Below are 23,146 nucleotides of genomic sequence, written 5' to 3'. Positions count from 1 at the left end.
CGCGGTCACCCACAGAGCCACAGGCCGGAAACGCGTGCTGCCTACCTTCGAGTTCAGTCAGTCGTACGGCAGACCGAACAGCCGGAGCCCCGTGGAGGCGTGATGACAGCCGCACCCCCAACCCGTCGCAGTGGCCGCTGGATCGAGCGCTGGGATCCGGAGGACGAGGGGTTCTGGGAGGCGACCGGGGAGAAGGTCGCCCGCCGGAACCTGTGGTTCTCGGTGCTCTCCGAGCACATCGGCTTCTCCGTGTGGACCCTGTGGTCCGTGCTGGTCCTGTTCATGGGCCCGGAGTACGGCCTCAGCCCCGCCGACAAGTTCCTGCTGACCTCGATGGTCACCCTGGTCGGCGCCGTCGTCCGCGTCCCCTACACCTTCGCCGTCGCCCTCTTCGGCGGCCGGAACTGGACGATCGTCTCCGCGAGCCTGCTGCTCATCCCGACGGTGGCGGCCTTCGTGGTGATGAAGCCGGGGACGTCCTTCGGCACGTTCCTCCTCGTCGGGCTGCTGGCCGGTGTCGGCGGCGGCAACTTCGCCTCCTCCATGACCAACATCAACGCCTTCTTCCCGCTGCGGAAGAAAGGCTGGGCGCTCGGTCTCAACGCCGGCGGCGGCAACATCGGCGTCCCCGTCATCCAGCTGGTCGCCCTCGCCATCATCGGCGCGAGCGGTGGCCCGCGCGTCCTGCTCGGCATCTACATCCCGCTGATCGTCGTCGCCGCCACGCTCGCCGCCCTCTTCATGGACAACCTGGCGTCCCTGACCAACGACACCGGCGCGGCCAAGGACGCCGCGAAGGACGCCCACACCTGGATCATGGCGTTCCTGTACATCGGCACCTTCGGCTCCTTCATCGGCTACAGCTTCGCCTTCGGCCAGGTCCTGACCATCCAGTTCGGCCGTACCCCGCTGCAGGCGGCGTACCTCACCTTCATCGGCCCGCTGCTCGGCTCCCTGATCCGCCCCGTCGGCGGCCGGCTCGCCGACCGCTACGGCGGCGCCCGCATCACCCTGTGGAACTACGTCGGCATGGCCGCCGCCACCGCCGCGCTGATCGCCGCGGGCATGCGGAAGTCGCTGCCGCTGTTCGTGTCCGTCTTCGTGGTCCTGTTCGTGCTCAGCGGGCTCGGGAACGGCTCGACGTACAAGATGATCCCCGGCATCTTCCACAACAAGGCCCTGGCCGAGGGGCTGACCGGGGAGGAGGCCGCGGCCCACGGCCGACGCCTGTCCGGTGCCGCCATGGGCCTCATCGGCGCGGTCGGCGCGCTCGGCGGCGTCGGCATCAACCTCGCCTTCCGCCAGTCCTTCCTGTCCTACGGCTCCGGCACCGGCGCCTTCGTCGCGTTCCTCGCCTTCTACGGCCTGTGCATCGCCGTGACGTGGGCCGTATACCTTCGCCGGAACGCGACGCAGACTGGAACCACGTCGGCGACGGAGACGAAGCCGCAGCTCAGCTACGCGGAGGTATGACGTAACACCGGTGACATCACCCCGAACCGAGCCTGTCACGCGCTGTTGACAGGCTCGATCGGCCTGCCGGTCAGCTAGGAGAGCGCCATGTACGACGAAGAGCCGCAACCCGGACGGCCCGACCACGGTCCGCTCGCCGGATTCACGGTGGGCGTCACCGCCGCGCGCCGGGCCGACGAGCTGGGTGCACTGCTGCAGCGGCGCGGGGCCACCGTGCTGCACGCGCCCACGCTGCGTATCGTGCCGCTCTCCGACGACGGTGAACTCCTCGCCGCCACCAAGGAGATCATCGACCAGGCGCCGGACGTCGTCGTGGCCACCACCGCGATCGGCTTCCGCGGCTGGGTCGAGGCGGCCGACGGCTGGGGTCTCGGCGAGCAGCTGCTCGGCCGGCTGCGCCAGGTGGCCCTGCTGGCCCGCGGGCCCAAGGTCAAGGGCGCCATCCGCGCCGCGGGCCTCACGGAGGAGTGGTCCCCCACCTCGGAGTCCCTGGCGGAGGTGCTGGACCGCCTGCTGGAGGAGGGGGTCGACGGCCGCCGTATCGCCGTACAGCTGCACGGCGAGCCGCTGCCGGGCTTCGTCGAGTCCCTGCGGGCCGGGGGAGCCCAGGTCGTCCCCGTGCCGGTGTACCGCTGGATGCCGCCGGAGGACCTGGGCCCCGTGGACCGGCTGCTGGACGCGTCGGTCTCCCAGGGCCTTGACGCGCTCACCTTCACCAGCGCCCCCGCCGCCGCCTCCCTGCTCTCCCGGGCTGAGGAGCGGGGCCTGCTCCCCGAGCTGCTGGCCGCCCTGGGACACGACGTGCTCCCGGCCTGCGTGGGCCCGGTGACCGCCCTCCCGCTCCAGGCGCACGGCGTGGACACGGTCCAACCGGAGCGCTTCCGCCTGGGCCCCCTCGTCCAGTTGCTGTGCCAGGAACTCCCGGGCCGCGCCCGTCCCTTGCCGGTCGCCGGCCACCGGGTGGAGATCCGGGGCCACGCGGTCCTGGTGGACGGTGAACTGAAGCCGGTTCCGCCGGCCGGCATGTCCCTGCTGCGCGCCCTCTCCCGCCGTCCCGGCTGGGTGGTGGCCCGGGCCGACCTCCTGCGGGCCCTGCCGGGCGCGGGCCGTGACGAGCACGCGGTGGAGACGGCGATGGCCCGTCTGCGCACGGCCCTCGGGGCACCGAAGCTGATCCAGACGGTGGTGAAGCGGGGGTACCGGCTGGCACTGGACCCGGCGACGGACGCCAAGTACGCGGACGCGTGAGGGAGCCCGGTCTCCTGCCGCGGTCCGGGGCGTACCCGGTCGCACAACTCGCCACGAGGGGTTCCGGCCGTCCCTCCGGGCGGGCACTGTGAGGGGGAGTGGTGGAACGGTCCCCCCACGGTTCCTGCCTAGGCGGTGACAGGCACATGGCACTGGGTTCGGCCACGCCCCCGTACGAGCTGCGGTTCGACGCCGGGCGGATCTGTCTGGATCTCCTCGCGACCACGCATCCGGCCGAACGGCTCGGCACCGTCCCGGCGTTGCGCGCCTGGATCGGCGGCTGCGGACTGGTGCCGGGCGGTACGGCGCTGGACCACGCCGATGCGTCCTGGCTGGTGGCGTTCCGGGAACTGCGGGGGCATGTGGGGCAGTTGGTGCGTTCCGTGCACACCCTGGACGTGCCGTCGTACGAGCGGGCCCTCGGCCGGGTCAACGAGGCGGCGCGGGTCGCGACCCCGGCTCCGTGCGCGGTGCGCGGCGCCGACGGCGCCCTCGTCCGGGAGTTCGCGGGGCCGCCCGTGTGTGCCGCGCTGCTCGCCCTCGTCGCGCGGGACACCGTCGAGCTGCTCACCGATCCTGTCGCGCGGGCGGCCGTCCGGGAGTGCGAGGGGGACAACTGCCCGCTCGTCTACCTGGACACCTCCCGGGGCCGGCGCCGGCGCTGGTGCTCCAGCGAGGTGTGCGGGAACCGGGAGCGGGTGGCCCGGCACCGGCGTCGGGCGGCGCTCGCGCGAGCGTGATTTCCGTTACACCGGGTTTTGGATGCTGTATACACGGGAAGCGGACGCCACCTCCGATGGTGTGTCGGAAATGTGAAGATCACTCGGTGGGAATGTTCGCCCATGTCCCTCTCGTCACGTCACCCCCGAGAAATCTGTCACTCCGTTTTGAACGCCACGCCGCTCCCTTCCGTACGGGTGGGCGAGCGACCGACTGGGGGAACCCCCGGACACCGGAGGTGGGCGTGCGCAAGGATGCGGCCGTGGCCAATGAACGTGGATCGAGGGCCCGACATCGCATGTCCTCGCAGCCCTCGGAACCTGATGAGGAGCTGATGCGTGCGCTGTATCGAGAGCACGCCGGACCTCTGCTCGCGTATGTCCTGCGGCTGGTCGCCGGTGATCGGCAGCGCGCCGAGGACGTCGTGCAGGAAACGCTCATCCGTGCCTGGAAGAACGCCGGTCAGCTCAATCGGGCGACCGGTTCGGTACGCCCCTGGCTGGTGACGGTCGCACGCCGCATCGTCATCGACGGCCACCGCAGCCGGCAGGCCCGGCCGCAGGAGGTCGATCCGTCGCCGCTGGAGGTCATCCCCGCGGAGGACGAGATCGACAAGGCGCTGTGGCTGATGACGCTGTCGGACGCGCTCGACGACCTGACCCCGGCCCACCGGGAGGTCCTCGTCGAGACGTACTTCAAGGGGCGTACGGTCAATGAGGCGGCCGAGACGCTGGGTATCCCCAGCGGCACGGTGCGCTCTCGGGTGTTCTACGCCCTGCGGTCGATGAAGCTGGCACTGGAGGAGCGGGGGGTGACGGCGTGATGAGCAGCGGATACGGGGGAATGCAGGGATTCGGCGCGGGTGGTCCGGGTATGTCAGGACCCATGAGCCCCAGTTCGGGATCTTCGGTGCCGAGCGAGCACGAGACCGTCGGCGCCTACGCCCTCGGGATCCTCGACGACGCCGAAGCAACCGCTTTCGAGGCGCATCTCGCCGGCTGCGAGTGGTGCGCCCAGCAACTGGACGAGCTGGCCGGGATGGAGCCGATGCTGGCCGCCCTCGCGGATCTCCCGGGCTCCGGCAGCACGCCCGCGATCGGCGAGTCGCTGTCCGCCAGGCCCAGCCCACGGCTGGCGGAGAAGCTGGTCGACGAGGTCGCCGAGCAGCGCGCCCAGAAGCGCCGCCGCAGCTTCTACATGATCGCCGCGGCGGCCGCCCTGATCATCGCCGGGCCGCTGGCCGCGGTCGCGGTGAACAGCGGCTCGGACGGGGGAGGGCAGGTCGCCGCGTCCACCGCGCAGACCACCTTCGCCTCCCTGCCCGACAAGAAGTCGGCCACGGACCCGTCGTCGCAGATCAGCGCCACCGTCGCCATGGCCGAGAAGGTCTGGGGCACACAGACGGTGCTGGAGCTGAAGAACGCCAAGGGGCCGCTCAAGTGCTCCCTGGTGCTCGTCGCGAAGAACGGCCAGCGGGTGACCATGTCCTCCTGGTCCGTGCCGAAGTGGGGCTACGGCATCCCGAACGGGAAGACGCCGGAGTCCAAGAAACCGCTGTACATCGGCGGCGCGGCGGCCTTCAAGCCCAACGAGATCGACCACTTCGAGGTCGTGACCTTCGACGGGAAGAAGCTGGTCCAAGTGGACGCGTAGCTTCGGTGGGCCCCCTTCGCGTACGGTTGACGGCTGCCCAGCACGTCAGAAGGGGGTCCGGTGGCCGCTCAGGTTCAGCAGTCCGCGGTCGGCTCGGTACAGGACGCACACGACTCCGTCCGTGACCGAGAGATCAGCGTCGAACAGGCACACCTGGACCGGGTGTACCGGCGGCTCGAGGAGAAGATCCACGAGGCCGAGTTCCTGATGAACGACGCCGCCCAGCGCGGCCAGGTCGGCACCCCGGGCGCGCTGGCCGAGCGCGACGCACAGGTCTTCCGGGCCGGCATCCACCTGAACCGGCTCAACAACGAGTTCGAGGACTTCCTCTTCGGCCGGATCGACCTGCTCCTCGGCAAGGACGGCAAGAAGGGGCCCGACGGCGCCTACACCGCCGTGGAACCCGCCGAGGGCGCGGTGCGGGACGACCACACCGCCGACATCGCCGAGACCCTGCACATCGGGCGCATCGGCGTCCTCGACGAGGACTACGCACCGCTCGTCATCGACTGGCGCGCTCCCGCCGCCGCACCCTTCTACCGGGCCACCCCCGTCGACCCCGGCCGGGTCGTACGGCGCCGCGTCATCCGGTCCAAGGGGCGCCGGGTGCTCGGCGTCGAGGACGACCTGATGCGGCCCGAGCTGACGGCCCGCCTCGACGGCCACGAGCTGCCCGTCATCGGCGACGGCGCCCTCATGGCCGCCCTCGGCCAGGCCCGCAGCCACACCATGCGGGACATCGTCTCCTCCATCCAGGCCGAGCAGGACCTGGTCATCCGCGCCCCTGCCGCCTCCATCACCTACGTCGAGGGCGGCCCCGGCACCGGCAAGACCGCCGTCGCCCTGCACCGCGCCGCCTACCTGCTCTACCAGGACCGCAGACGCTACGCGGGCGGCATCCTGATCGTCTCCCCGACCCCGCTGCTCGTCGCCTACACCGAGGGCGTGCTGCCCTCGCTCGGCGAGGAGGGCCAGGTCGCCATCCGCGCGATCGGCTCACTCGTCGACGGCGCCGAGGCCACGCTGTACGACTCCCCGTCCGTGGCCCGCGCCAAGGGCTCGTACCGGATGCTGAAGGTGCTGCGCAAGGCGGCCCGGGGCGCGCTGGAGCTGGGGCCGAGCGCCCCGGTGGGGCAGCTCGCCCTCGACGACGAGGACGAGGCGGACGAGACGAGGACGGTCACCGGGACGACCGACCGCCTCCGCGTCGTCGCCTTCGGGCGCCGTCTGGAGCTGGAGACGGCCGAGCTGGAACGGGTCCGCCGTACCGCCCTCGGCGGCACCGCGCCCGTCAACCTGCTCCGCCCGCGCGCCCGCAAGCTGCTCCTGGACGCCCTGTGGGCGAAGTCCGGGGCGGCAGGCCGGCACACCGACCCGGAGCTGGCCGCCGAGCTGCGCTCCTCCTTCGACGAGGACGTCAGGAGCGAGGACTCCTTCCTCGCGTTCTTCGACGCCTGGTGGCCCGAGCTGACCCCGAAGGCGGTGCTCGACGCCATGGCCGACGAGAGACGGCTCGGCCGCTGGGCCCGCCGGATCCTCAACCCCGGAGAGGTGCGCAAGGTCGCCCGCTCGCTGAAGCGGGACGGGTACTCCGTGCACGACATCGCCATGCTCGACGAGCTCCAGGCGATCCTCGGTGCCCCGGCCCGGCCGAAGAAGAAGCGCGAGCTCGACCCGCTGGACCAGCTCACCGGCCTGGAGGAGCTGATGCCGGTGCGTGAGGAGAGCCAGCGGGAGCGGGCCGAGCGCCTCGCGCAGGAGCGCACCGAGTACGCGCACGTCATCGTGGACGAGGCGCAGGACCTGACCCCGATGCAGTGGCGCATGGTCGGCCGCCGCGGCCGGCACGCCACCTGGACGGTGGTCGGCGACCCGGCCCAGTCCTCCTGGTCCGACCCGGACGAGGCGGCCGAGGCCCGCGACGAGGCCCTCGGCACCCGGCCCCGGCGCCGCTTCCAGCTCACCGTGAACTACCGCAACCCGGCCGAGATCGCCGAGCTGGCCGCCAAGGTGCTCGCGCTCGCCATGCCCGGCTCCGAGGCGCCCAGCGCCGTACGGTCCACCGGGGTCGAGCCGCGCTTCGTCGTCGTCCGGGACTCGCAGGCGGCCACCGTCCGGGCGGAGGCCGAACGGCTGCTGGGCGTGGTGGACGGCACGGTCGGCGTGGTCGTCGCGATGAACCGGCGCGCGGAGGCCCGGCGCTGGCTGGCCGGGCTCGGCGACCGGGTCGTGGCCCTCGGCAGCCTGGAGGCCAAGGGCCTGGAGTACGACGCGACGGTCGTCGTGTCCCCCGCGGAGATCGCGGACGAGTCCCCGGCGGGCCTGCGCGTGCTGTACGTGGCGCTGACCCGGGCTACCCAGCAGCTGACGGTGGTCTCGGGGGACCGGGACGAGCCGGACGCTTCCGGGGTGCCGGACCTGCTCAGGGACTGATTCCTGTGAACTCCCCGCAGGGGGAAGGGCTTCCGCCGTCGGTTTGTTAGCCTGGGTGTGGCACCGGCCCGATCCAAGCCCCCGGGCCCAACCTTCGTCCCTCAGAGGGACCACTTGCCGCGAGGCGAGCATGGCGGGTCGGTGTCACTGAACTCGTGAGAGGCCCACGTCCGATGTGACGTGGGCCTCTTTCGTCTGCCCGTCCTCTTCTCTCGCCTGATCGTTTCTCGTATGGTGGAAGTGGTTTTCCGAAACTGTGCACCTACCGGTCGGGTTCCTGTGAACAAAACGTCCGCAACCCAGGGCGACTACCACGTACTGAGCGGTAGGTGCGACGATCGGACGGCACAACTCGCGACACGGTGAAAGCAGAGGAAGTCGGCCATGGCAACGGCGCCCAGCGTCTCCTACTCGATGACCATCCGGCTGGAGGTGCCCGCGAGCGGAACCGCCGTCTCGCAGCTCACCACCGCGGTGGAGTCCTCCGGAGGCTCGGTGACCGGCCTCGACGTCACCGCTTCCGGTCACGAGAAGCTCCGTATCGACGTCACCATCGCCGCCTCCTCCACGGCGCACGCCGACGAGATCGTCGAGAAGCTGCGCGGCATCGAGGGCGTCGTCCTCGGCAAGGTCTCCGACCGTACGTTCCTGATGCACCTCGGCGGCAAGATCGAGATGGCGTCGAAGCACCCCATCCGCAACCGTGACGACCTCTCCATGGTCTACACGCCGGGTGTGGCCCGCGTCTGCATGGCCATCGCCCAGAACCCCGAGGACGCCCGCCGCCTCACCATCAAGCGCAACTCGGTTGCGGTCGTGACGGACGGCTCCGCCGTGCTCGGCCTGGGCAACATCGGCCCCAAGGCCGCGCTGCCCGTCATGGAGGGCAAGGCGGCCCTCTTCAAGCGCTTCGCCGGCATCGACGCCTGGCCGATCTGCCTGGACACCCAGGACAGCGACGCGATCGTGGAGATCGTCAAGGCGATCGCCCCCGGGTTCGCCGGCATCAACCTCGAGGACATCTCCGCCCCCCGCTGCTTCGAGATCGAGGCCCGGCTGCGCGAGGCCCTCGACATCCCCGTCTTCCACGACGACCAGCACGGCACCGCGATCGTCGTCCTCGCCGCCCTGACCAACGCCCTGCGCGTCACGGACAAGGCGATCGAGAACATCCGGGTCGTCATGTCCGGCGCCGGCGCCGCCGGTACGGCCATCCTCAAGCTGCTGCTCGCGGCGGGCGTGAAGAACGCCGTCGTCGCCGACATCCACGGTGTCGTCCACGCCGGCCGCGAGGACCTGGTGGACGCCCCGACCGGCTCGGCGCTGCGCTGGATCGCCGACAACACCAACCCCGAGGGCCTCACCGGCACGCTGAAGGAGGCCGTGCACGGCGCCGACGTCTTCATCGGCGTCTCCGCCCCGAACGTCCTCGACGGCGACGACGTGGCCGCCATGGCCGACGGTGCCATCGTGTTCGCGCTCGCGAACCCCGACCCCGAGGTGGACCCGGCGATCGCCCGCCAGACCGCGGCGGTCGTGGCCACCGGCCGCTCCGACTTCCCGAACCAGATCAACAACGTGCTGGTCTTCCCGGGTGTCTTCCGCGGCCTGCTGGACGCCCAGTCCCGCACCGTCAACACGGAGATGATGCTCGCCGCCGCCCAGGCCCTCGCCGACGTGGTGACCGAGGACGAGCTGAACCCGAACTACATCGTCCCGAGCGTCTTCAACGACAAGGTCGCGGGCGCGGTCGCCGGCGCCGTCCGCGAGGCCGCGAAGGCGGCCGGAGCGACCGTCTAGACACCGCGTGACGTACTGTGCAGGGGCTGTGAGGATCACCACGACCGGCCCCCGCACCGGCGCGTCGTGGAACCAGCACATGCCGGGTGCGCTCTAGGGTGACGGCCGAGCAGGCGCTTTTCGTGTGACTCCCCAGGGTGTTCCCACGACTCCTACGGGTGCCGGATTGGCTTTACCGCCGCAGGTAGGGGCAGGATGCGTCCCTGGGCGCGAGCGCATCGGCATCGCAGTGCCTCGGGCGGATCCGCCGCGTGGCACACCCCAACGGCAAGAAGAACACGGGAGTAACAACATGAACCGCAGTGAGCTGGTGGCCGCGCTGGCCGACCGCGCCGAGGTGACCCGCAAGGACGCCGACGCCGTGCTGGCCGCGTTCGCCGAGACCGTCGGCGAGATCGTCGCCAAGGGCGACGAGAAGGTCACCATCCCCGGCTTCCTGACCTTCGAGCGCACCCACCGTGCCGCTCGCACCGCGCGCAACCCGCAGACCGGCGAGCCGATCAACATCCCGGCCGGCTACAGCGTGAAGGTCACCGCGGGCTCGAAGCTCAAGGAAGCGGCCAAGGGCAAGTAAGCGCTCCGCTGCGAGCGCCGGTCCACTGGAGCGCCGTGGGTGACTGCGGGCCGCCTGTGGCCGGCCGCGCAGTTCCCCGCGCCCCTTCGGGGGCGCGCCGCAGCTGACGACGCCCAAAGGGCGGCCCCCCTCTCGCCGAGGTGGGCCGCCCTTTTGGCGTATCCGGGGGCTAGCCGAGCGCCTTGCCCGGCAGCTCCACCTTCGCGCCCAGTTCCACGAGCTTCTCCATGAAGTTCTCGTAGCCGCGGTTGATCAGGTCGATGCCGTGGACCCGGGACGTGCCCTCGGCGGCCAGGGCCGCGATGAGGTACGAGAAGCCGCCCCGCAGGTCCGGGATGACCAGGTCGGCGCCCTGCAGCTTCGTCGGGCCCGAGACGACCGCCGAGTGCAGGAAGTTGCGCTGGCCGAAACGGCAGTCCGAGCCGCCCAGGCACTCGCGGTAGAGCTGGATGTGCGCGCCCATCTGGTTGAGCGCGGAGGTGAAGCCCAGCCGGGACTCGTACACCGTCTCGTGGATGATGGACAGGCCCGTGGCCTGCGTGAGTGCCACCACCAGCGGCTGCTGCCAGTCGGTCTGGAAACCGGGGTGCACGTCCGTCTCCAGCGCGATGGACTTCAGCTGGCCGCCGGGGTGCCAGAAGCGGATGCCCTCGTCGTCGATCTCGAAGGCGCCGCCCACCTTCCGGTAGGTGTTCAGGAACGTCATCATCGAGCGCTGCTGGGCGCCGCGGACGTAGATGTTGCCGTTGGTCGCCAGGGCCGCCGACGCCCAGGACGCCGCCTCCAGACGGTCCGACAGGGCACGGTGGGTGTAGCCGCCGAGCTTGTCCACACCGGTGATGCGGATCGTGCGGTCGGTGTCCATCGCGATGATCGCGCCCATCTTCTGCAGCACGCAGATGAGGTCCTCGATCTCCGGCTCGACGGCCGCGTTGGACAGCTCGGTGACGCCTTCGGCGAGGACCGCCGTCAGCAGCACCTGCTCGGTCGCGCCGACCGAAGGGTACGGCAGCCGGATCTTCGTGCCGCGCAGCCGCTGCGGGGCCTCCAGGTACTGCCCGTCCGCGCGCTTCTCGATGGTCGCGCCGAACTGCCGCAGCACGTCGAAGTGGAAGTCGATGGGCCGGCCGCCGATGTCACAGCCGCCGAGGCCGGGGATGAACGCGTGCCCGAGACGGTGCAGCAGCGGGCCGCAGAAGAGGATCGGGATACGGCTGGAGCCCGCGTGGGCATCGATGTCAGCCACATTGGCGCTCTCGACGTGCGTCGGGTCCAGCACCAGCTCGCCGGGTTCCTCACCCGGGCGGACCGTCACCCCGTGCAGCTGGAGCAGGCCGCGCACCACTCGCACGTCACGGATGTCGGGAACGTTGCGCAGGCGGCTCGGCGCGCTGCCCAGCAGGGCGGCGACCATGGCCTTCGGTACGAGGTTCTTCGCACCGCGGACACGGATCTCGCCCTCCAGCGGGGTTCCGCCGTGGACAAGCAGGACATCGTCGTTGACGGTCATGAATCTCGCGTTCCGATGAGTTGGGCAGGGGCCGGCCGATCACTGTGCGCAGGGGCCGGGAAGACAGGGTAATCGCCGATCACCCCCCGTCGTTAAGCCCAAGTACCGCCCAGTCGCGTCATAGCTGTGTCACAACACGAACCGTTCCCTATCGGGCACATGGGGTCACCGGTCCGGCGGGCGCCGGACTTGCTCCCCTACGCCCTGGCCTGGGTACCCCGCATTGGCTCCCCACACCGGGGGAAGATGCGGGATCATGTCTGGCATGACCGAGGTGTCCTCGCTCACAGGGCGGCTGCTCGTGGCCACTCCCGCCCTGGCGGACCCCAACTTCGACCGCGCGGTGGTGCTCCTTCTCGACCACGACGAGGAGGGCTCCCTCGGTGTCGTCCTCAACCGCCCCACCCCGGTGGACGTCGGCGACATCCTGGAGGGCTGGGCGGACCTCGCCGGCGAGCCCGGTGTGGTCTTCCAGGGCGGACCCGTCTCGCTGGACTCGGCGCTCGGCGTCGCGGTCATCCCGGGCGGGTCCAACGGCGACCTCGCCCCGCTGGGCTGGCGCCGGGTGCACGGCGCGATCGGCCTGGTCGACCTGGAGGCCCCGCCGGAACTGCTCGCCTCCGCCCTCGGGTCCCTGAGGATCTTCGCCGGGTACGCCGGCTGGGGCCCCGGCCAGCTGGAGGACGAGCTGGTCGAGGGCGCCTGGTACGTGGTCGAGTCCGAGCCGGGGGACGTCTCCTCGCCGGCGCCCGAGAGACTCTGGCGCGAGGTGCTGCGCCGTCAGCGCAACGAGCTGGCGATGGTGGCCACGTATCCGGACGACCCTTCGCTCAACTGATGCGTGTGAGCTTTCAGTACCCTGGGCGGTATGAGCACTCTCGAGCCCGAGCGCGGGACTGGTACGGGGACCCTCGTAGAGCCGACGCCGCAGGTGTCCCACGGTGACGGCGACCACGAGCGCTTCGCCCACTACGTCCAGAAGGACAAGATCATGGCGAGCGCCCTCGACGGCACCCCCGTCGTGGCGCTGTGCGGCAAGGTCTGGGTGCCGGGCCGCGACCCGAAGAAGTACCCCGTGTGCCCCATGTGCAAGGAGATCTACGAGTCCATGGGCAGTGGCGGCGGCGACAAGGGCGGCGACAAGGGCGGCGGCAAGTAGGGGTCTCCCCGCCGGCCCGAGTCTCGTGAGGCCCCCGGGACGCGTGCGTGCACGCCTGTCCCGGGGGTCTTCGCGCGCTCCCGGCGCGAAGTGGTTCAGACCTCTTGTCGGCCGTCACCGGACTCCGTAGCCTCCCTAGCGGTGCGGAGCGGAACGGCCGTTGCACGCGGTGCAACGCTGGTGCGGAGGTGCGACGGCGGTATGAGCGACACACCCCTTTTCCCGGAACCGGACGTGACGCTGATCCCGGCCCCGGAGCGGATCTCGGCCTCGCTGCCGGGCGGTGGCACCGGGTACGTGATCGACGCGGACACCGAGATCCAGGCCGGCGAGGGCACCGAGCGGGTCGCGCGGTGGCTGCGCGCGACCGTCGGCGCGGCGACCGGTCTGCCGCTGGCGCCGCTCCGCGACGGCGGCTGCCGCATCCTGCTGCGGATCACCCCCGGGCTCGCGGACGAACTCGGCAGCGACGAGGGTTACCGGATGTGCGCCGACGGACATCTCATCGCCATCGACGGTGCGAGCGAGGCCGGCGTGTTCTGGGGCGCCCAGACCTTCCGTCAACTGCTCGGCCCGGAGGCCTTCCGGCGCGCCCCGGTCAGCGGGCGGCAGGAGTGGGAGTTCCCCGCCGTCACCATCCACGACGCCCCCCGGTTCCGCTGGCGCGGGCTCCTGCTCGACGTGGCCCGCCACTTCATGCCCAAGGACGGGGTGCTGCGCTACCTGGACCTGATGGCCGCGCACAAACTCAACGTCTTCCACTTCCACCTGACGGACGACCAGGGCTGGCGGATCGAGATCAAGCGCTACCCGAAGCTGGCCGAGACCGCGTCCTGGCGGGCACGGTCGAAATTCGGTCATCGGGCCTCACCGCTGTGGGAGCAGAAACCGCACGGCGGCTACTACACCCAGGACGACATCCGGGAGATCGTCGCCTACGCCGCCGAGCGGCACATCACCGTCGTCCCGGAGATCGACGTACCGGGACACTCGCAGGCCGCCATCGCCGCGTACCCGGAACTCGGCAACACCGACGTCATCGACACCACGGCCCTCTCCGTCTGGGACGACTGGGGGATCTCCTCCAACGTACTGGCTCCCACCGACACCACCCTGCGGTTTTACGAAGGGGTGTTCGAGGAGGTACTGGAACTGTTCCCTTCGCGGTTCATCCACATCGGTGGTGACGAGTGCCGCAAGGAGCAGTGGAGCGAGTCGGTGACCGCCAAGACCCGCATCAACGAACTGGGGCTGGCCGACGAGGACGGGCTGCAGTCCTGGTTCGTCGGCCACTTCGACGCGTGGCTCGCCGCGCGCGGGCGCCGGCTCATCGGCTGGGACGAGATCCTCGAGGGCGGCCTCGCCCGGGGCGCGGCGGTGTCCTCCTGGCGCGGATACGGCGGCGGGATCGCCGCCGCGCGGGCCGGTCACGACGTGGTCATGTGCCCGGAGCAGTACGTGTATCTGGACCACCGTCAGGCGCCGGGCGAGGACGAGCCGGTGCCGATCGGCTTCGTGCGCACCCTGGAGGACGTCTACCGGTTCGAGCCGGTGCCGCCCCAACTCACCGCGGAGGAGGCCCGGCACGTGCTGGGCACGCAGGCCAACGTGTGGACCGAGGTGCTGGAGGACGCCGCGCGCGTGGACTACCAGACGTTTCCGCGGCTCGCCGCGTTCGCCGAGGTCGCCTGGAGCCGGCTGCCCGCCCCGGCGGACCGGGACTTCGCGGACTTCGAGCGCCGGATGGCCGCCCACTACCGGCGGCTCGACGCCCTCGGGGTCGCCTACCGGCCACCGGCCGGCCCCCGGCCGTGGCAGAAACGTCCCGGTGTCCCCGGCCGTCCGATCGAGGGAAAGCCCCCGAACAGATAGTCGAAGGGGTGCTTCCGAACTGGTAATGGAAAAAGACCTCAAGCATCACCGAAGAGTGGCAATCCGCGCTCACCGGTGATGCTGTGCGAAATCGGACCATCTCCCTGGTGAGGCGGGCGAATGCCTCCTAGCGGACCCCCGCGTTCGGCCCTCGCGAAGATGTGCCAGAGTTGCCACGTCCGCCCTGTGAGCACGTACCGTACGGCCACACAGGTGGGACCAGGTGGGGCAGCGGGAAGGGGCAGCCGGTTTGACCACGCACGCACCGCAGGCGGCGCAGGCCGTCACGCTGCCCACGACACTGGACGAGGCCGTGGCGGCCCTCACCGCCATGCCCACGGCCGTCCCGGTGGCGGGCGGCACCGACCTCATGGCCGCCGTCAACTCCGGCCAGCTCAGGCCCGCCGCCCTGGTGGGCCTCGGGCGGATCAGCGAGATCCGCGGCTGGCAGTACCAGGACGGCCACGCGCTGCTCGGCGCGGGCCTCACGCACGCGCGGATGGGCCGTCCCGACTTCGCGGCCCTGATCCCGGCGCTCGCCGCCGCCGCCCGCGCGGCCGGCCCGCCGCACATCCGCAACGCCGGCACCCTGGGCGGCAACATCGCCTCGGCCGCCCCAACCGGGGACGCGCTGCCGGTGCTGGCCGCCCTGGAGGCGACGCTGGTCATCGCGGGCCCGGGCGGAGCCCGCCGGGAGATCCCGGTGTCGCACCTGCTGGCCGGCGTGGAGATGCTGCACGGCGGCGAACTCATCGGCTACGTGCGCGTGCCGCTGCTGCACGCCCCGCAGGTCTTCCTCAAGGCCACCGGACGAACCGGCCCGGGCCGCGCGCTGGCCTCCGTGGCCCTCGTCCTCGATCCCGCCCGGCGCGGGGTGCGGTGCGCCGTCGGTGCCATAGCGCCGATGCCGCTGCGCCCCCTGGAGGCCGAGCAGTGGGTCGCCCAGCTGATCGACTGGGACAACGACCGCGCGCTCGTCCCGGAGGCCCTGAACGCCTTCGGCGAGTACGTGGCCGCGGCCTGCATCCCGGATCCGGCACCCGAGCCCGACGGCTCGGTGACCCCGCTTCCGCCCGCCGTACTGCACCTGCGGCGCACCGTCGCCGCACTGGCCCGACGAGCACTGGGGAGGGCGCTGTCGTGACCGACGACCAGCACGGAGAGGGCACGCACCAGGGCGGCGGACGCTGGAACCCGCTGCCCCAGGGCGACTACGACGACGGCGCCACCGCGTTCGTCAAGCTCCCCGAGGGCGGCATCGACGCCCTGCTGAACGGCGACAGCCCGCTGGCCGCACCGGGACACGGTTACGTGCCGCCGCAGATAGCGGTCGCCCCCGGCACCGCCGACCCGGCGGCGACCGGCAGCTGGAGCGCGGCCGCCGACGACCCCCAGTGGCCCGACCCGAACGCCACGCCCTCGGCCCAGGGCACGGACGACCGCTTCACCTACCAGCCCGGCGCGACCCAGCACTGGACCTTCGAGGAGCCCGCGGCCCCGGCCGCACCCGGGCACGACGTCACCGGGCAGTGGTCCATCCCCGTCGCCGGCGGCGATCTTCCGGACGAGTCCGGCGAGTTCACCACGTCCTCCCTGGTCGAGCAGTGGGGCGGCACGCCGCCGGCCACCCTGCCCGGCGGCGCGCCCGCACCCTGGGCGACGGAGGGGACGGGCCACCCCTGGGGCAGCCCGGCCGACTCCCGGCCTCCGGCCCACCCCGGCACCCCCGTGCCCGACCACACCGGCGCACATCCGGCGGGCGGCACGGCGCCGGAGGGGTACGGGCCGGACGACGGATACGGGCCGGAGGAGCCGTACGGGCACGTTCCGGCCGGTCGTGCGGAGCCGGAGCAGGCGGAGCCGGGGCACGAGCCGGGCCACGAGGACGCCGGCCACGCCGAGCCCGGTCACACCGACCGGGAGCAGCGGCCCCGGCCCGGAGCGGCGCCGGACGCGGACGCCCACGGCCCTGCGAAGGCCCCTGAGCGCCCCGCTGACGGCCCGGCAGGCCACGAGGAGCCCACGGAGCCCCCGGCCCCCGCCACGGCCCCACAGGCCGCGACGACGGCCGCCGCCGCGCCGGCACCCCCCGGCCCGGAGGCACCGCAGGACCCGGCCGAAGCAGTCGAACCCGAAGCCGCACACCCGGCCGACGCCGACGACACCGCGGCCGCCCCGCCGGACGACACGCCCGAGGGCGACGCCGAGGCCCCCGGTGAGCACCCCGCGTCCCCGCACGAGGCCGCCGCGGAGGAGCACCACGCGCCCCTGCCGCCGCACGACGACCACCCCCTCGCCTCCTACGTCCTGCGCGTCAACGGCGCCGACCGCCCCGTCACCGACGCCTGGATCGGCGAGTCGCTGCTCTACGTCCTGCGCGAGCGCCTGGGTCTCGCGGGCGCCAAGGACGGCTGCTCGCAGGGCGAATGCGGTGCCTGCAACGTGCAGGTCGACGGGCGCCTGGTGGCCTCCTGCCTGGTCCCGGCGGTCACGGCGGCCGGCAGCGAGGTGCGTACGGTCGAGGGCCTGGCCGTCGACGGGCAGCCCTCGGACGTACAGCGCGCGCTCGCCCGCTGCGGTGCCGTGCAGTGCGGTTTCTGCGTGCCGGGCATGGCGATGACCGTGCACGACCTGCTGGAGGGCAACCCCGCGCCGACCGAGCTGGAGACCCGGCAGGCACTGTGCGGCAACCTGTGCCGCTGCTCCGGCTACCGGGGTGTCGTGGAGGCCGTCAAGGAGGTCGTCGCCGAACGCGAGGCGTCGCACTCCGCTCCCGGCGCGGACGCCGAGGAGGCACGTATTCCGCACCAGGCGGGCCCCGGCTCGGGCGGCGTCAACCCGTCGGCGTTCGAGGCACCGGGCGCGTTCGACCCGCCGCACGGCACGTCCGCCGGCTACGGCGGCACCCCGGATCCGTACGGCGCGCCCGACCCGTACGGCACCCCGGGACCGCACGATCCGCACGGCCCGCACGACCCGCACTACGGCCAGGACGGAGGCCAGGCGTGAGCAACGAAGCCGCCACGGCGACCACCGCCGCGGAAGCGGTCCCCGAGGCCGACGCGTGGCCGCACGGCCTCGGCGCCTCGCTGCCGCACGCCGACGCCCGCGCCAAGACCGAGGGCACCTTCCCGTACGCGGCCGACCTGTGGGCCGAGGGCCTGCTCTGGGCGGCCGTGCTGCGCTCCCCGCACGCGCACGCGCGCATCGTCTCCGTCGACACGACCCACGCGCGCGAGATGCCCGGCGTACGCGCCGTCATCACCCACGAGGACGTGCCCGGCACCCCCCGCCACGGCCGGGGCACGCCCGACCGCCCGGTGTTCGCCTCCGAGGTCGTACGGCACCACGGCGAGCCCATCGCGGCCGTCGCCGCCGACCACCCGGACACCGCGCGGATGGCCGCCGCCGCCGTCATCGTCGAGTACGAGGTCCTCGACCCGATCACCGATCCCGAGCAGGCCTTCGAGGCCGAGCCGCTGCACCCCGACGGCAACCTGATCCGGCACATCCCGCTGCACCACGGCGACCCGGAGGCCGCAGGCGAGGTCGTCGTCGAGGGCCTGTACCGCATAGGGCGCCAGGACCCGGCCCCGATCGGCGCCGAGGCCGGCCTCGCCGTGCCGCGCCCGGACGGCGGGGTGGAGCTGTACCTGGCCTCCACCGACCCGCACGCCGACCGCAACACGGCCGCCGCCTGCTACGGCCTGTCCCCCGATCAGGTGAAGATCGTGGTCACCGGGGTGCCCGGAGCCACGGCCGACCGCGAGGACCAGGGCTTCCAGCTCCCGCTCGGCCTGCTCGCCCTGCGGACCGGCTGCCCGGTGAAGCTGACGGCGACCCGTGAGGAGTCCTTCCTCGGCCACGCCCACCGCCACCCCACCCTGCTGCGCTACCGCCACCACGCCGACGCCGAGGGCAAGTTGGTGAAGGTGGAGGCGCAGATCCTGCTGGACGCGGGCGCGTACTCCGACACGTCCTCCGAAGCGCTGGCCGCCGCCGTCTCCTTCGCGTGCGGCCCGTACGTCGTCCCGAACGCCTTCATCGAGGGCTGGGCCGTACGCACCAACAACCCGCCTTCCGGCCATGTGCGCGGCGAGGGCGCGATGCAGGTGTGCGCGGCCTACGAGGCGCAGATGGACAAGCTGGCGAAGAAGCTCGGGCTGGACCCGGCCGAGGTGCGGTTGCGCAACGTCCTCGCGACCGGGGACGTGCTGCCGATCGGCCAGACGGTGACGTGTCCCGCCCCGGTGGCCGAACTCCTCCAGACCGTACGGGACTTCCCGCTGCCCGCCCTCCCGAAGGACACGCCCGAGGACGAGTGGCTGCTGCCCGGCGGCCCCGAGGGCGCGGGCGAGCCGGGTGCGGTGCGCCGGGGCGTCGGCTACGGCCTGGGCATGGTGCACATGCTCGGCGCGGAGGGCGCCGACGAGGTGTCCACGGCCACCGTCAAGGTCCACGACGGCGTCGCCACCGTCCTCTGCGCGGCCGTGGAGACCGGCCAGGGCTTCACCACGCTCGCCCGGCAGATCGTCCAGGAGACCCTCGGAATCGAGGAGGTCCACGTCGCCCCGGTCGACACCGACCAGCCGCCGGCGGGCGCGGGCTGCCGGGGCCGGCACACCTGGGTGTCGGGCGGCGCGGTGGAGCGCGCTGCGAAGATGGTCCGCACCCAGCTCCTCCAGCCGCTCGCCCACAAGTTCGGCATGTCGACGGAGCTGCTGCAGATCACCGACGGCAAGATCACCTCGTACGACGGCGTGCTGTCGACCACCGTCACGGAGGCGATGGACGGCAAGGAGCTGTGGGCCACGGCGCAGTGCCGCCCGCACCCCACCGAGCCGCTGAACGCCGCCGGTCAGGGCGACGCCTTCGTCGGCCTGGCCTTCTGCGCCATCCGCGCGGTGGTGGACGTCGACATCGAGCTGGGCTCGGTCCGGGTGGTGGAGCTGGCGGTGGCGCAGGACGTGGGCCGGATCCTGAACCCGGCCCAGCTGGCCGCCCGCATCGAGGCCGGCGTCACCCAGGGCGTGGGCATCGCGCTCACCGAGAACCTCCGCACTCCGCGCGGCCTGATCCGCCATCCCGACCTGACCGGTTACGCCCTGCCGACCGCCCTGGACGCGCCGGACATCCGGATCGTCAAACTCGTCGAGGAACGGGACGTCGTCGCGCCCTTCGGCGCCAAGTCGGTCAGCGCGGTCCCGGTCGTGACGGCACCGGCCGCGATCGCCTCCGCCGTCCGGGCGGCCACCGGCCGCCCGGTCAACCGCCTTCCGATCCGCCCGCAGGCAGCGGTGGTGACGGCCCAGTGAGCACGCACGAGACCTCGAGGACCTCCCGGGCCCCGGAAGCCCCGCAGGCCCCGGAAGCCTCGCAGGCTTCGGACGAGCCGCGCTACGAGCCCCCGCCGAGCGTGGGCAAGCTGTTCCTCTGGGTCCTGCTGTTCCTGGTGGCGGCCCTGGCCGTCGTACTGGGCGGCGTCTACTTCACCTGAGGCGTGGGGGAACGTGCCCGGGCCGTCCGGCGTCCCTTCTGCCGAGGGCCGTTGTCAGTGGGGCGGCGTAGTGTGCTGAGTGGTGGGGGCAGTTGCGCTCACGGACTCGACGTGCACCGACGGGGAAGATCGCGGGGGAGCGATGAGCACGACCGACGCCGGGATCCCGGCGATCACGCTGACCGAGGCGGAGCTCGACCGCTACGTCACGCATGCTCCGACGCGCGGCCTGCTCGGTGACTCCGGGCTGCCCACGGAGACCGACCTGCTGACCTTCTCCCCCCTCCGCACGCATGGCCTGCGCAAGTTCGCCGACGCCGCGGACGCCCCGTTCCGGGTGGCCGCCGAGCTGCGGGACCGGCTGGTGATAGGCGAACTGCTCAACCCGGCGGGCATGGAGCGCGAGTCGATCCTGCTCGACGGGGCCACGGGCGAGCTGACGACCGCCTACCTCTTCGACCCCTCCGGCGCCCGCCCCTTCGCGCCCTCCCTGCACACGCTGCTGCGCTTCGCCGCGGTCACGGAGGAACTGGCGGGCCTGCGCGGCCGTTTCGCCTCCCTGGCCGGCCGGTACGGCCCCGAGGCGGCGGCCGAGGCGACCCGCCGTCTCCTCTCCCTCTTCGCGGAGGGCACGGACGGCCAGGTCCCGCCCTACTGGAAGGCGGCGGCCCTGATCCGTCCCCTCTCCCTCGCCGCGGGCCCCGGCACGGCGTCCGGACTCACCCTGGACGTCCCGGCGCGCATGCTGGACCAGGAGTTCGGGCAGGGCAGAGTGACCCGTTTCGAGGAGGTCGACTTCCCGTCGACGCTCTCCCACGAGCCGACCCGCCGCTTCCTGCGGGAGACGGGGCTGCCCGAGCAGGCGGTCCTCTTCCACGCCGACACGGACGTCCCGCTGCCGACGCTGCGGGAGTACATGGCCGACGAGCGGGGCGACTATCCCCTGTCCGACCTCCCGGCCCACTGCGACCACCTGATCCGCCTCGGCCACCTGATCGGGGACAACAGCCTGGTGATCGACGGCCGAACGGGCGCGGTCCTGACCTTCAGCGAACCGGAGGCGACGCTCTACCCCCTCAACACCGACGTCTCCACCCTCGCCTACACGCTCTGGCTCCTGCACCACGAGCGCACGATCGACGCCCACCTGCGCCACGAACTGACGACGACGGCCTACGACCACCTCGCCGCGGCCATGATCCACACCCTGTCGACGGCGGACCCCACGACCCCGCGCACGCCCTGGCACTACTGGACAGAACTCTTCCAGGACGAGCGGGGCGGGGTGCTCTAGTACTACAGCCTCAGATCTTGTGACTGCTGATCGGTGATGTCGTTGTCTGGTCGTGCTTGTCGATGTGGCGCCGGAGCATGTGGAGGGGTGGGCGGAGGAACTGGCCTCGCTCACCGCAGGGTTCGGGCGCTTGGTCGCGCGGCCGGAGCCGCGGGAGGTGTTCGCGGACCTGATCGAGGGTCTGCTGTTGGACTTGAGCCGTCGAGCCGCTGATCCCTGAGGCCATGGAGCCGGCCGCGGTCTCCGGCGACTTCCCTGGTCCGACACGGAGGTGGTCGGCGGCTGGTGGCACCGCCGGTTCTCACCCGAGATCGATCTCGTCGGTGCAGACCGTGGCCCCGTCGCCGGGACGAGCCACTTCGCCGGATCGGTGAAGTGGCTCGGTACACCCTTCGACCGGCACGACCTGACCGCTCTCGCTCAAGGGGCCGCCAAGGTGCCGGGCTTCACGCCCGGCACCAGCGGTCTGGCGGTTGTGTCCCTGTCCGCTACGCCCCTGCCCGAGGGCGAGATCGAGCTGGTGTGGGGGCCGCGGGACGTCGTCGCAGCCTGGCGGCCCTGAGACCTCGCTCATGGTCGGTCTCAGAGCCGTCGGCCGTCCGACCGGTTGAGGCCACTACCAGTGAGGGTGGCTCAGGTCGTAGTACCAGCCATCGCTCGGGTGCCAAGGGCCGCCCCAGCCCCCGCCACCCCGGGGAGTCACGGTGAAGCACTCGCCGCTGCCGTCCGCAGACGTCGGGGCGTAGCTAGGGTTGCCCGAGTACTCGGCGCGGAAGCAATAGGTCCCGGTGACGGTCGGCGTGAACGGCCCGGACGTGGCCGTGGCGCTGGTCGCCGATGTGGCCGTCAGAGGTCGCGGACCGTCCACCGGGGTGCCGCCACTGTTGCAGCTCGACGCCGGCGGCCCGCAGACGAAGAATCTCACCGTCGCACCGGAGTCCGCCGGATTGCCGGACTGGGCGTTCCCTGTCACCGTCGCGCGGTCGATGACCGGGGTGCCCACCCGGGCCGTGGTCCTGTTGGGGGTCGTGACCAGGGTCGGCACCGGCGTCACGGGCGTGAAGCTGATGGTCACCTGCGGCGTGGTGTTGGGGTTGGCGACCGTGGAGACGTTGTTCGCGCTCGTGGTGGCGAAGCTGGAACCGCCGCCCCCGCCCGCACCGGTGTCGTTCCCCGTGCCACCACCGCCACCACCCCAGAAGCCGGCGCCGCCTCCGCCGCCACCGGACGGAGATCCGAAGTTGCCGCCGTTGCCCCCGAGACCCGGTGATCCGTTCGTGCCGGCGGTTCCACCGCCGCTGCTTCCGCCGCCCGTTCCGCCGGTGGTGCACGTTCCGCCGGTGCCCTGTCCGGCGCCGCTGACGCCCGTGCCGTCAGACCCGGGATTGCAGTAGGCAGGCCCCACACCACCGGCGCCGCCGGGCCTTGGGTCGTGAGTGCCGCCGCCCCCTCCGCCACCGCCGGCGCCCACCAGCAGGCGCGGGTCCGACGACGGAACACCGGTTAGCGCGCAGGAGAACGCGGAGCAATTACGGAAGTCGGACTCGCCGCCGCCCGCCCCGCCATTGGCGCTGCCGCCGGCGCCTCCGCCCACCCCGACGTCGACATACCAGGTGCTGCCGGGCGTGACCGTCAGGTCCGCGGTCACCCGTGCGCCGGCGCCTCCGGGGCTGACCGTGGCGCCGAAGCCGCCTGCGGCACCGTCGGCGACCACGTGAATGCTGGTCACCCCGGCGGGAACGGTGAACGTGTCCTCCCCGGTCGTGGTGTACGTACAGGTGGAACCGCTGAAGGTCCCGTTCGTGCCGCACGGACCTTGTGCGTACGCTTCCTGGGCCGACATCCCCACGACGCCGAGCGCCAGGCTCCCAACGAGCGCGGCGGCCCTTGACCACCGACGTCTTGCGAACGAC

Annotated in this window: 19 protein-coding genes; 17 read left to right on the top strand and 2 right to left on the bottom strand. The window is 72.2% G+C overall.

What is annotated here, in order from left to right:
• Window positions 1-102 precede the first annotated feature (102 nt).
• The 8 genes from ACIHEJ_RS17425 to ACIHEJ_RS17390 all read left to right on the top strand — a co-directional run bounded on the left by ACIHEJ_RS17425 (window position 103) and on the right by ACIHEJ_RS17390 (window position 9,901).
• On the top strand, window positions 103-1,473 hold the full coding sequence (locus tag ACIHEJ_RS17425; protein ID WP_400135973.1) for a nitrate/nitrite transporter: 1,371 nt from the start codon (window positions 103-105) through the stop codon (window positions 1,471-1,473).
• An 87-nt stretch (window positions 1,474-1,560) separates the two neighbouring features.
• Window positions 1,561-2,721 (top strand): uroporphyrinogen-III synthase, encoded by a 1,161-nt coding sequence (locus ACIHEJ_RS17420; protein ID WP_400135970.1) that lies wholly within the window; start codon window positions 1,561-1,563, stop codon window positions 2,719-2,721.
• A 146-nt stretch (window positions 2,722-2,867) separates the two neighbouring features.
• Window positions 2,868-3,461 carry a CGNR zinc finger domain-containing protein gene (locus tag ACIHEJ_RS17415; protein WP_400135968.1) on the top strand — a complete coding sequence of 198 codons (594 nt, stop codon included), beginning with the start codon at window positions 2,868-2,870 and terminating at the stop codon, window positions 3,459-3,461.
• Window positions 3,462-3,679: 218 nt separating this feature from the next.
• A complete protein-coding gene (locus ACIHEJ_RS17410) occupies window positions 3,680-4,264 on the top strand; it encodes a sigma-70 family RNA polymerase sigma factor (RefSeq protein ID WP_030167252.1) in 585 nt (194 codons plus the stop codon).
• Between the two features lie 62 nt (window positions 4,265-4,326).
• The gene (locus ACIHEJ_RS17405; RefSeq protein ID WP_400135966.1) at window positions 4,327-5,094 is read left to right on the top strand and encodes an anti-sigma factor family protein; all 768 of its coding nucleotides are present in this window, start codon (window positions 4,327-4,329) and stop codon (window positions 5,092-5,094) included.
• Window positions 5,095-5,154: 60 nt separating this feature from the next.
• Entirely contained in the window at window positions 5,155-7,527 is a 2,373-nt protein-coding gene (locus tag ACIHEJ_RS17400) for a HelD family protein (protein WP_400135963.1), read from the top strand.
• Between the two features lie 384 nt (window positions 7,528-7,911).
• Window positions 7,912-9,327, top strand: coding sequence for an NAD-dependent malic enzyme (locus ACIHEJ_RS17395; RefSeq protein ID WP_400135960.1), 1,416 nt, complete (start codon window positions 7,912-7,914; stop codon window positions 9,325-9,327).
• Between the two features lie 292 nt (window positions 9,328-9,619).
• Window positions 9,620-9,901, top strand: coding sequence for an HU family DNA-binding protein (locus ACIHEJ_RS17390; protein WP_023550134.1), 282 nt, complete (start codon window positions 9,620-9,622; stop codon window positions 9,899-9,901).
• 169 nt (window positions 9,902-10,070) lie between these two features.
• Here ACIHEJ_RS17390 and murA read toward each other — a convergent pair whose 3' ends face one another.
• Window positions 10,071-11,411: a UDP-N-acetylglucosamine 1-carboxyvinyltransferase gene (murA, locus tag ACIHEJ_RS17385; protein ID WP_400135957.1), complete on the bottom strand. Its 1,341-nt coding sequence runs from the start codon at window positions 11,409-11,411 to the stop codon at window positions 10,071-10,073.
• Between the two features lie 265 nt (window positions 11,412-11,676).
• Between murA and ACIHEJ_RS17380 the strand changes: the two genes are divergently transcribed.
• The 9 genes from ACIHEJ_RS17380 to ACIHEJ_RS17340 all read left to right on the top strand — a co-directional run bounded on the left by ACIHEJ_RS17380 (window position 11,677) and on the right by ACIHEJ_RS17340 (window position 21,795).
• Window positions 11,677-12,249, top strand: coding sequence for a YqgE/AlgH family protein (locus tag ACIHEJ_RS17380; RefSeq protein WP_061923946.1), 573 nt, complete (start codon window positions 11,677-11,679; stop codon window positions 12,247-12,249).
• Between the two features lie 30 nt (window positions 12,250-12,279).
• A complete protein-coding gene (locus tag ACIHEJ_RS17375) occupies window positions 12,280-12,570 on the top strand; it encodes a DUF3039 domain-containing protein (protein WP_400135954.1) in 291 nt (96 codons plus the stop codon).
• 201 nt (window positions 12,571-12,771) lie between these two features.
• Window positions 12,772-14,442 carry a beta-N-acetylhexosaminidase gene (locus ACIHEJ_RS17370; RefSeq protein WP_400135951.1) on the top strand — a complete coding sequence of 557 codons (1,671 nt, stop codon included), beginning with the start codon at window positions 12,772-12,774 and terminating at the stop codon, window positions 14,440-14,442.
• Window positions 14,443-14,692: 250 nt separating this feature from the next.
• Window positions 14,693-15,586: an FAD binding domain-containing protein gene (locus ACIHEJ_RS17365; protein ID WP_400135948.1), complete on the top strand. Its 894-nt coding sequence runs from the start codon at window positions 14,693-14,695 to the stop codon at window positions 15,584-15,586.
• Entirely contained in the window at window positions 15,583-17,451 is a 1,869-nt protein-coding gene (locus ACIHEJ_RS17360; RefSeq protein ID WP_400135946.1) for a 2Fe-2S iron-sulfur cluster-binding protein, read from the top strand. The genes ACIHEJ_RS17365 and ACIHEJ_RS17360 overlap by 4 nt, the downstream gene beginning before the upstream one ends.
• A complete protein-coding gene (locus tag ACIHEJ_RS17355; RefSeq protein ID WP_400135943.1) occupies window positions 17,448-19,757 on the top strand; it encodes a xanthine dehydrogenase family protein molybdopterin-binding subunit in 2,310 nt (769 codons plus the stop codon). Before ACIHEJ_RS17360 ends, ACIHEJ_RS17355 begins: the two co-directional genes overlap by 4 nt.
• Window positions 19,754-19,939, top strand: a complete 186-nt coding sequence (locus tag ACIHEJ_RS17350) for a hypothetical protein (protein WP_400135940.1) — start codon at window positions 19,754-19,756, stop codon at window positions 19,937-19,939. The genes ACIHEJ_RS17355 and ACIHEJ_RS17350 overlap by 4 nt, the downstream gene beginning before the upstream one ends.
• A 142-nt stretch (window positions 19,940-20,081) precedes the next feature.
• Window positions 20,082-21,233, top strand: a complete 1,152-nt coding sequence (locus ACIHEJ_RS17345; RefSeq protein ID WP_400135938.1) for an SUKH-4 family immunity protein — start codon at window positions 20,082-20,084, stop codon at window positions 21,231-21,233.
• Window positions 21,234-21,603: 370 nt separating this feature from the next.
• Entirely contained in the window at window positions 21,604-21,795 is a 192-nt protein-coding gene (locus tag ACIHEJ_RS17340) for a hypothetical protein (RefSeq protein ID WP_400135936.1), read from the top strand.
• Between the two features lie 54 nt (window positions 21,796-21,849).
• Here ACIHEJ_RS17340 and ACIHEJ_RS17335 read toward each other — a convergent pair whose 3' ends face one another.
• Entirely contained in the window at window positions 21,850-22,962 is a 1,113-nt protein-coding gene (locus tag ACIHEJ_RS17335) for a hypothetical protein (protein WP_400135935.1), read from the bottom strand.
• Window positions 22,963-23,146 lie beyond the last annotated feature (184 nt).

It is taken from the genome of Streptomyces sp. NPDC052301, assembly GCF_044593395.1.
Lineage (GTDB): Bacteria > Actinomycetota > Actinomycetes > Streptomycetales > Streptomycetaceae > Streptomyces.
The sequence above is the reverse complement of the archived record's forward strand: the minus strand, read 5'-3'. Positions and strand labels throughout refer to the sequence as shown.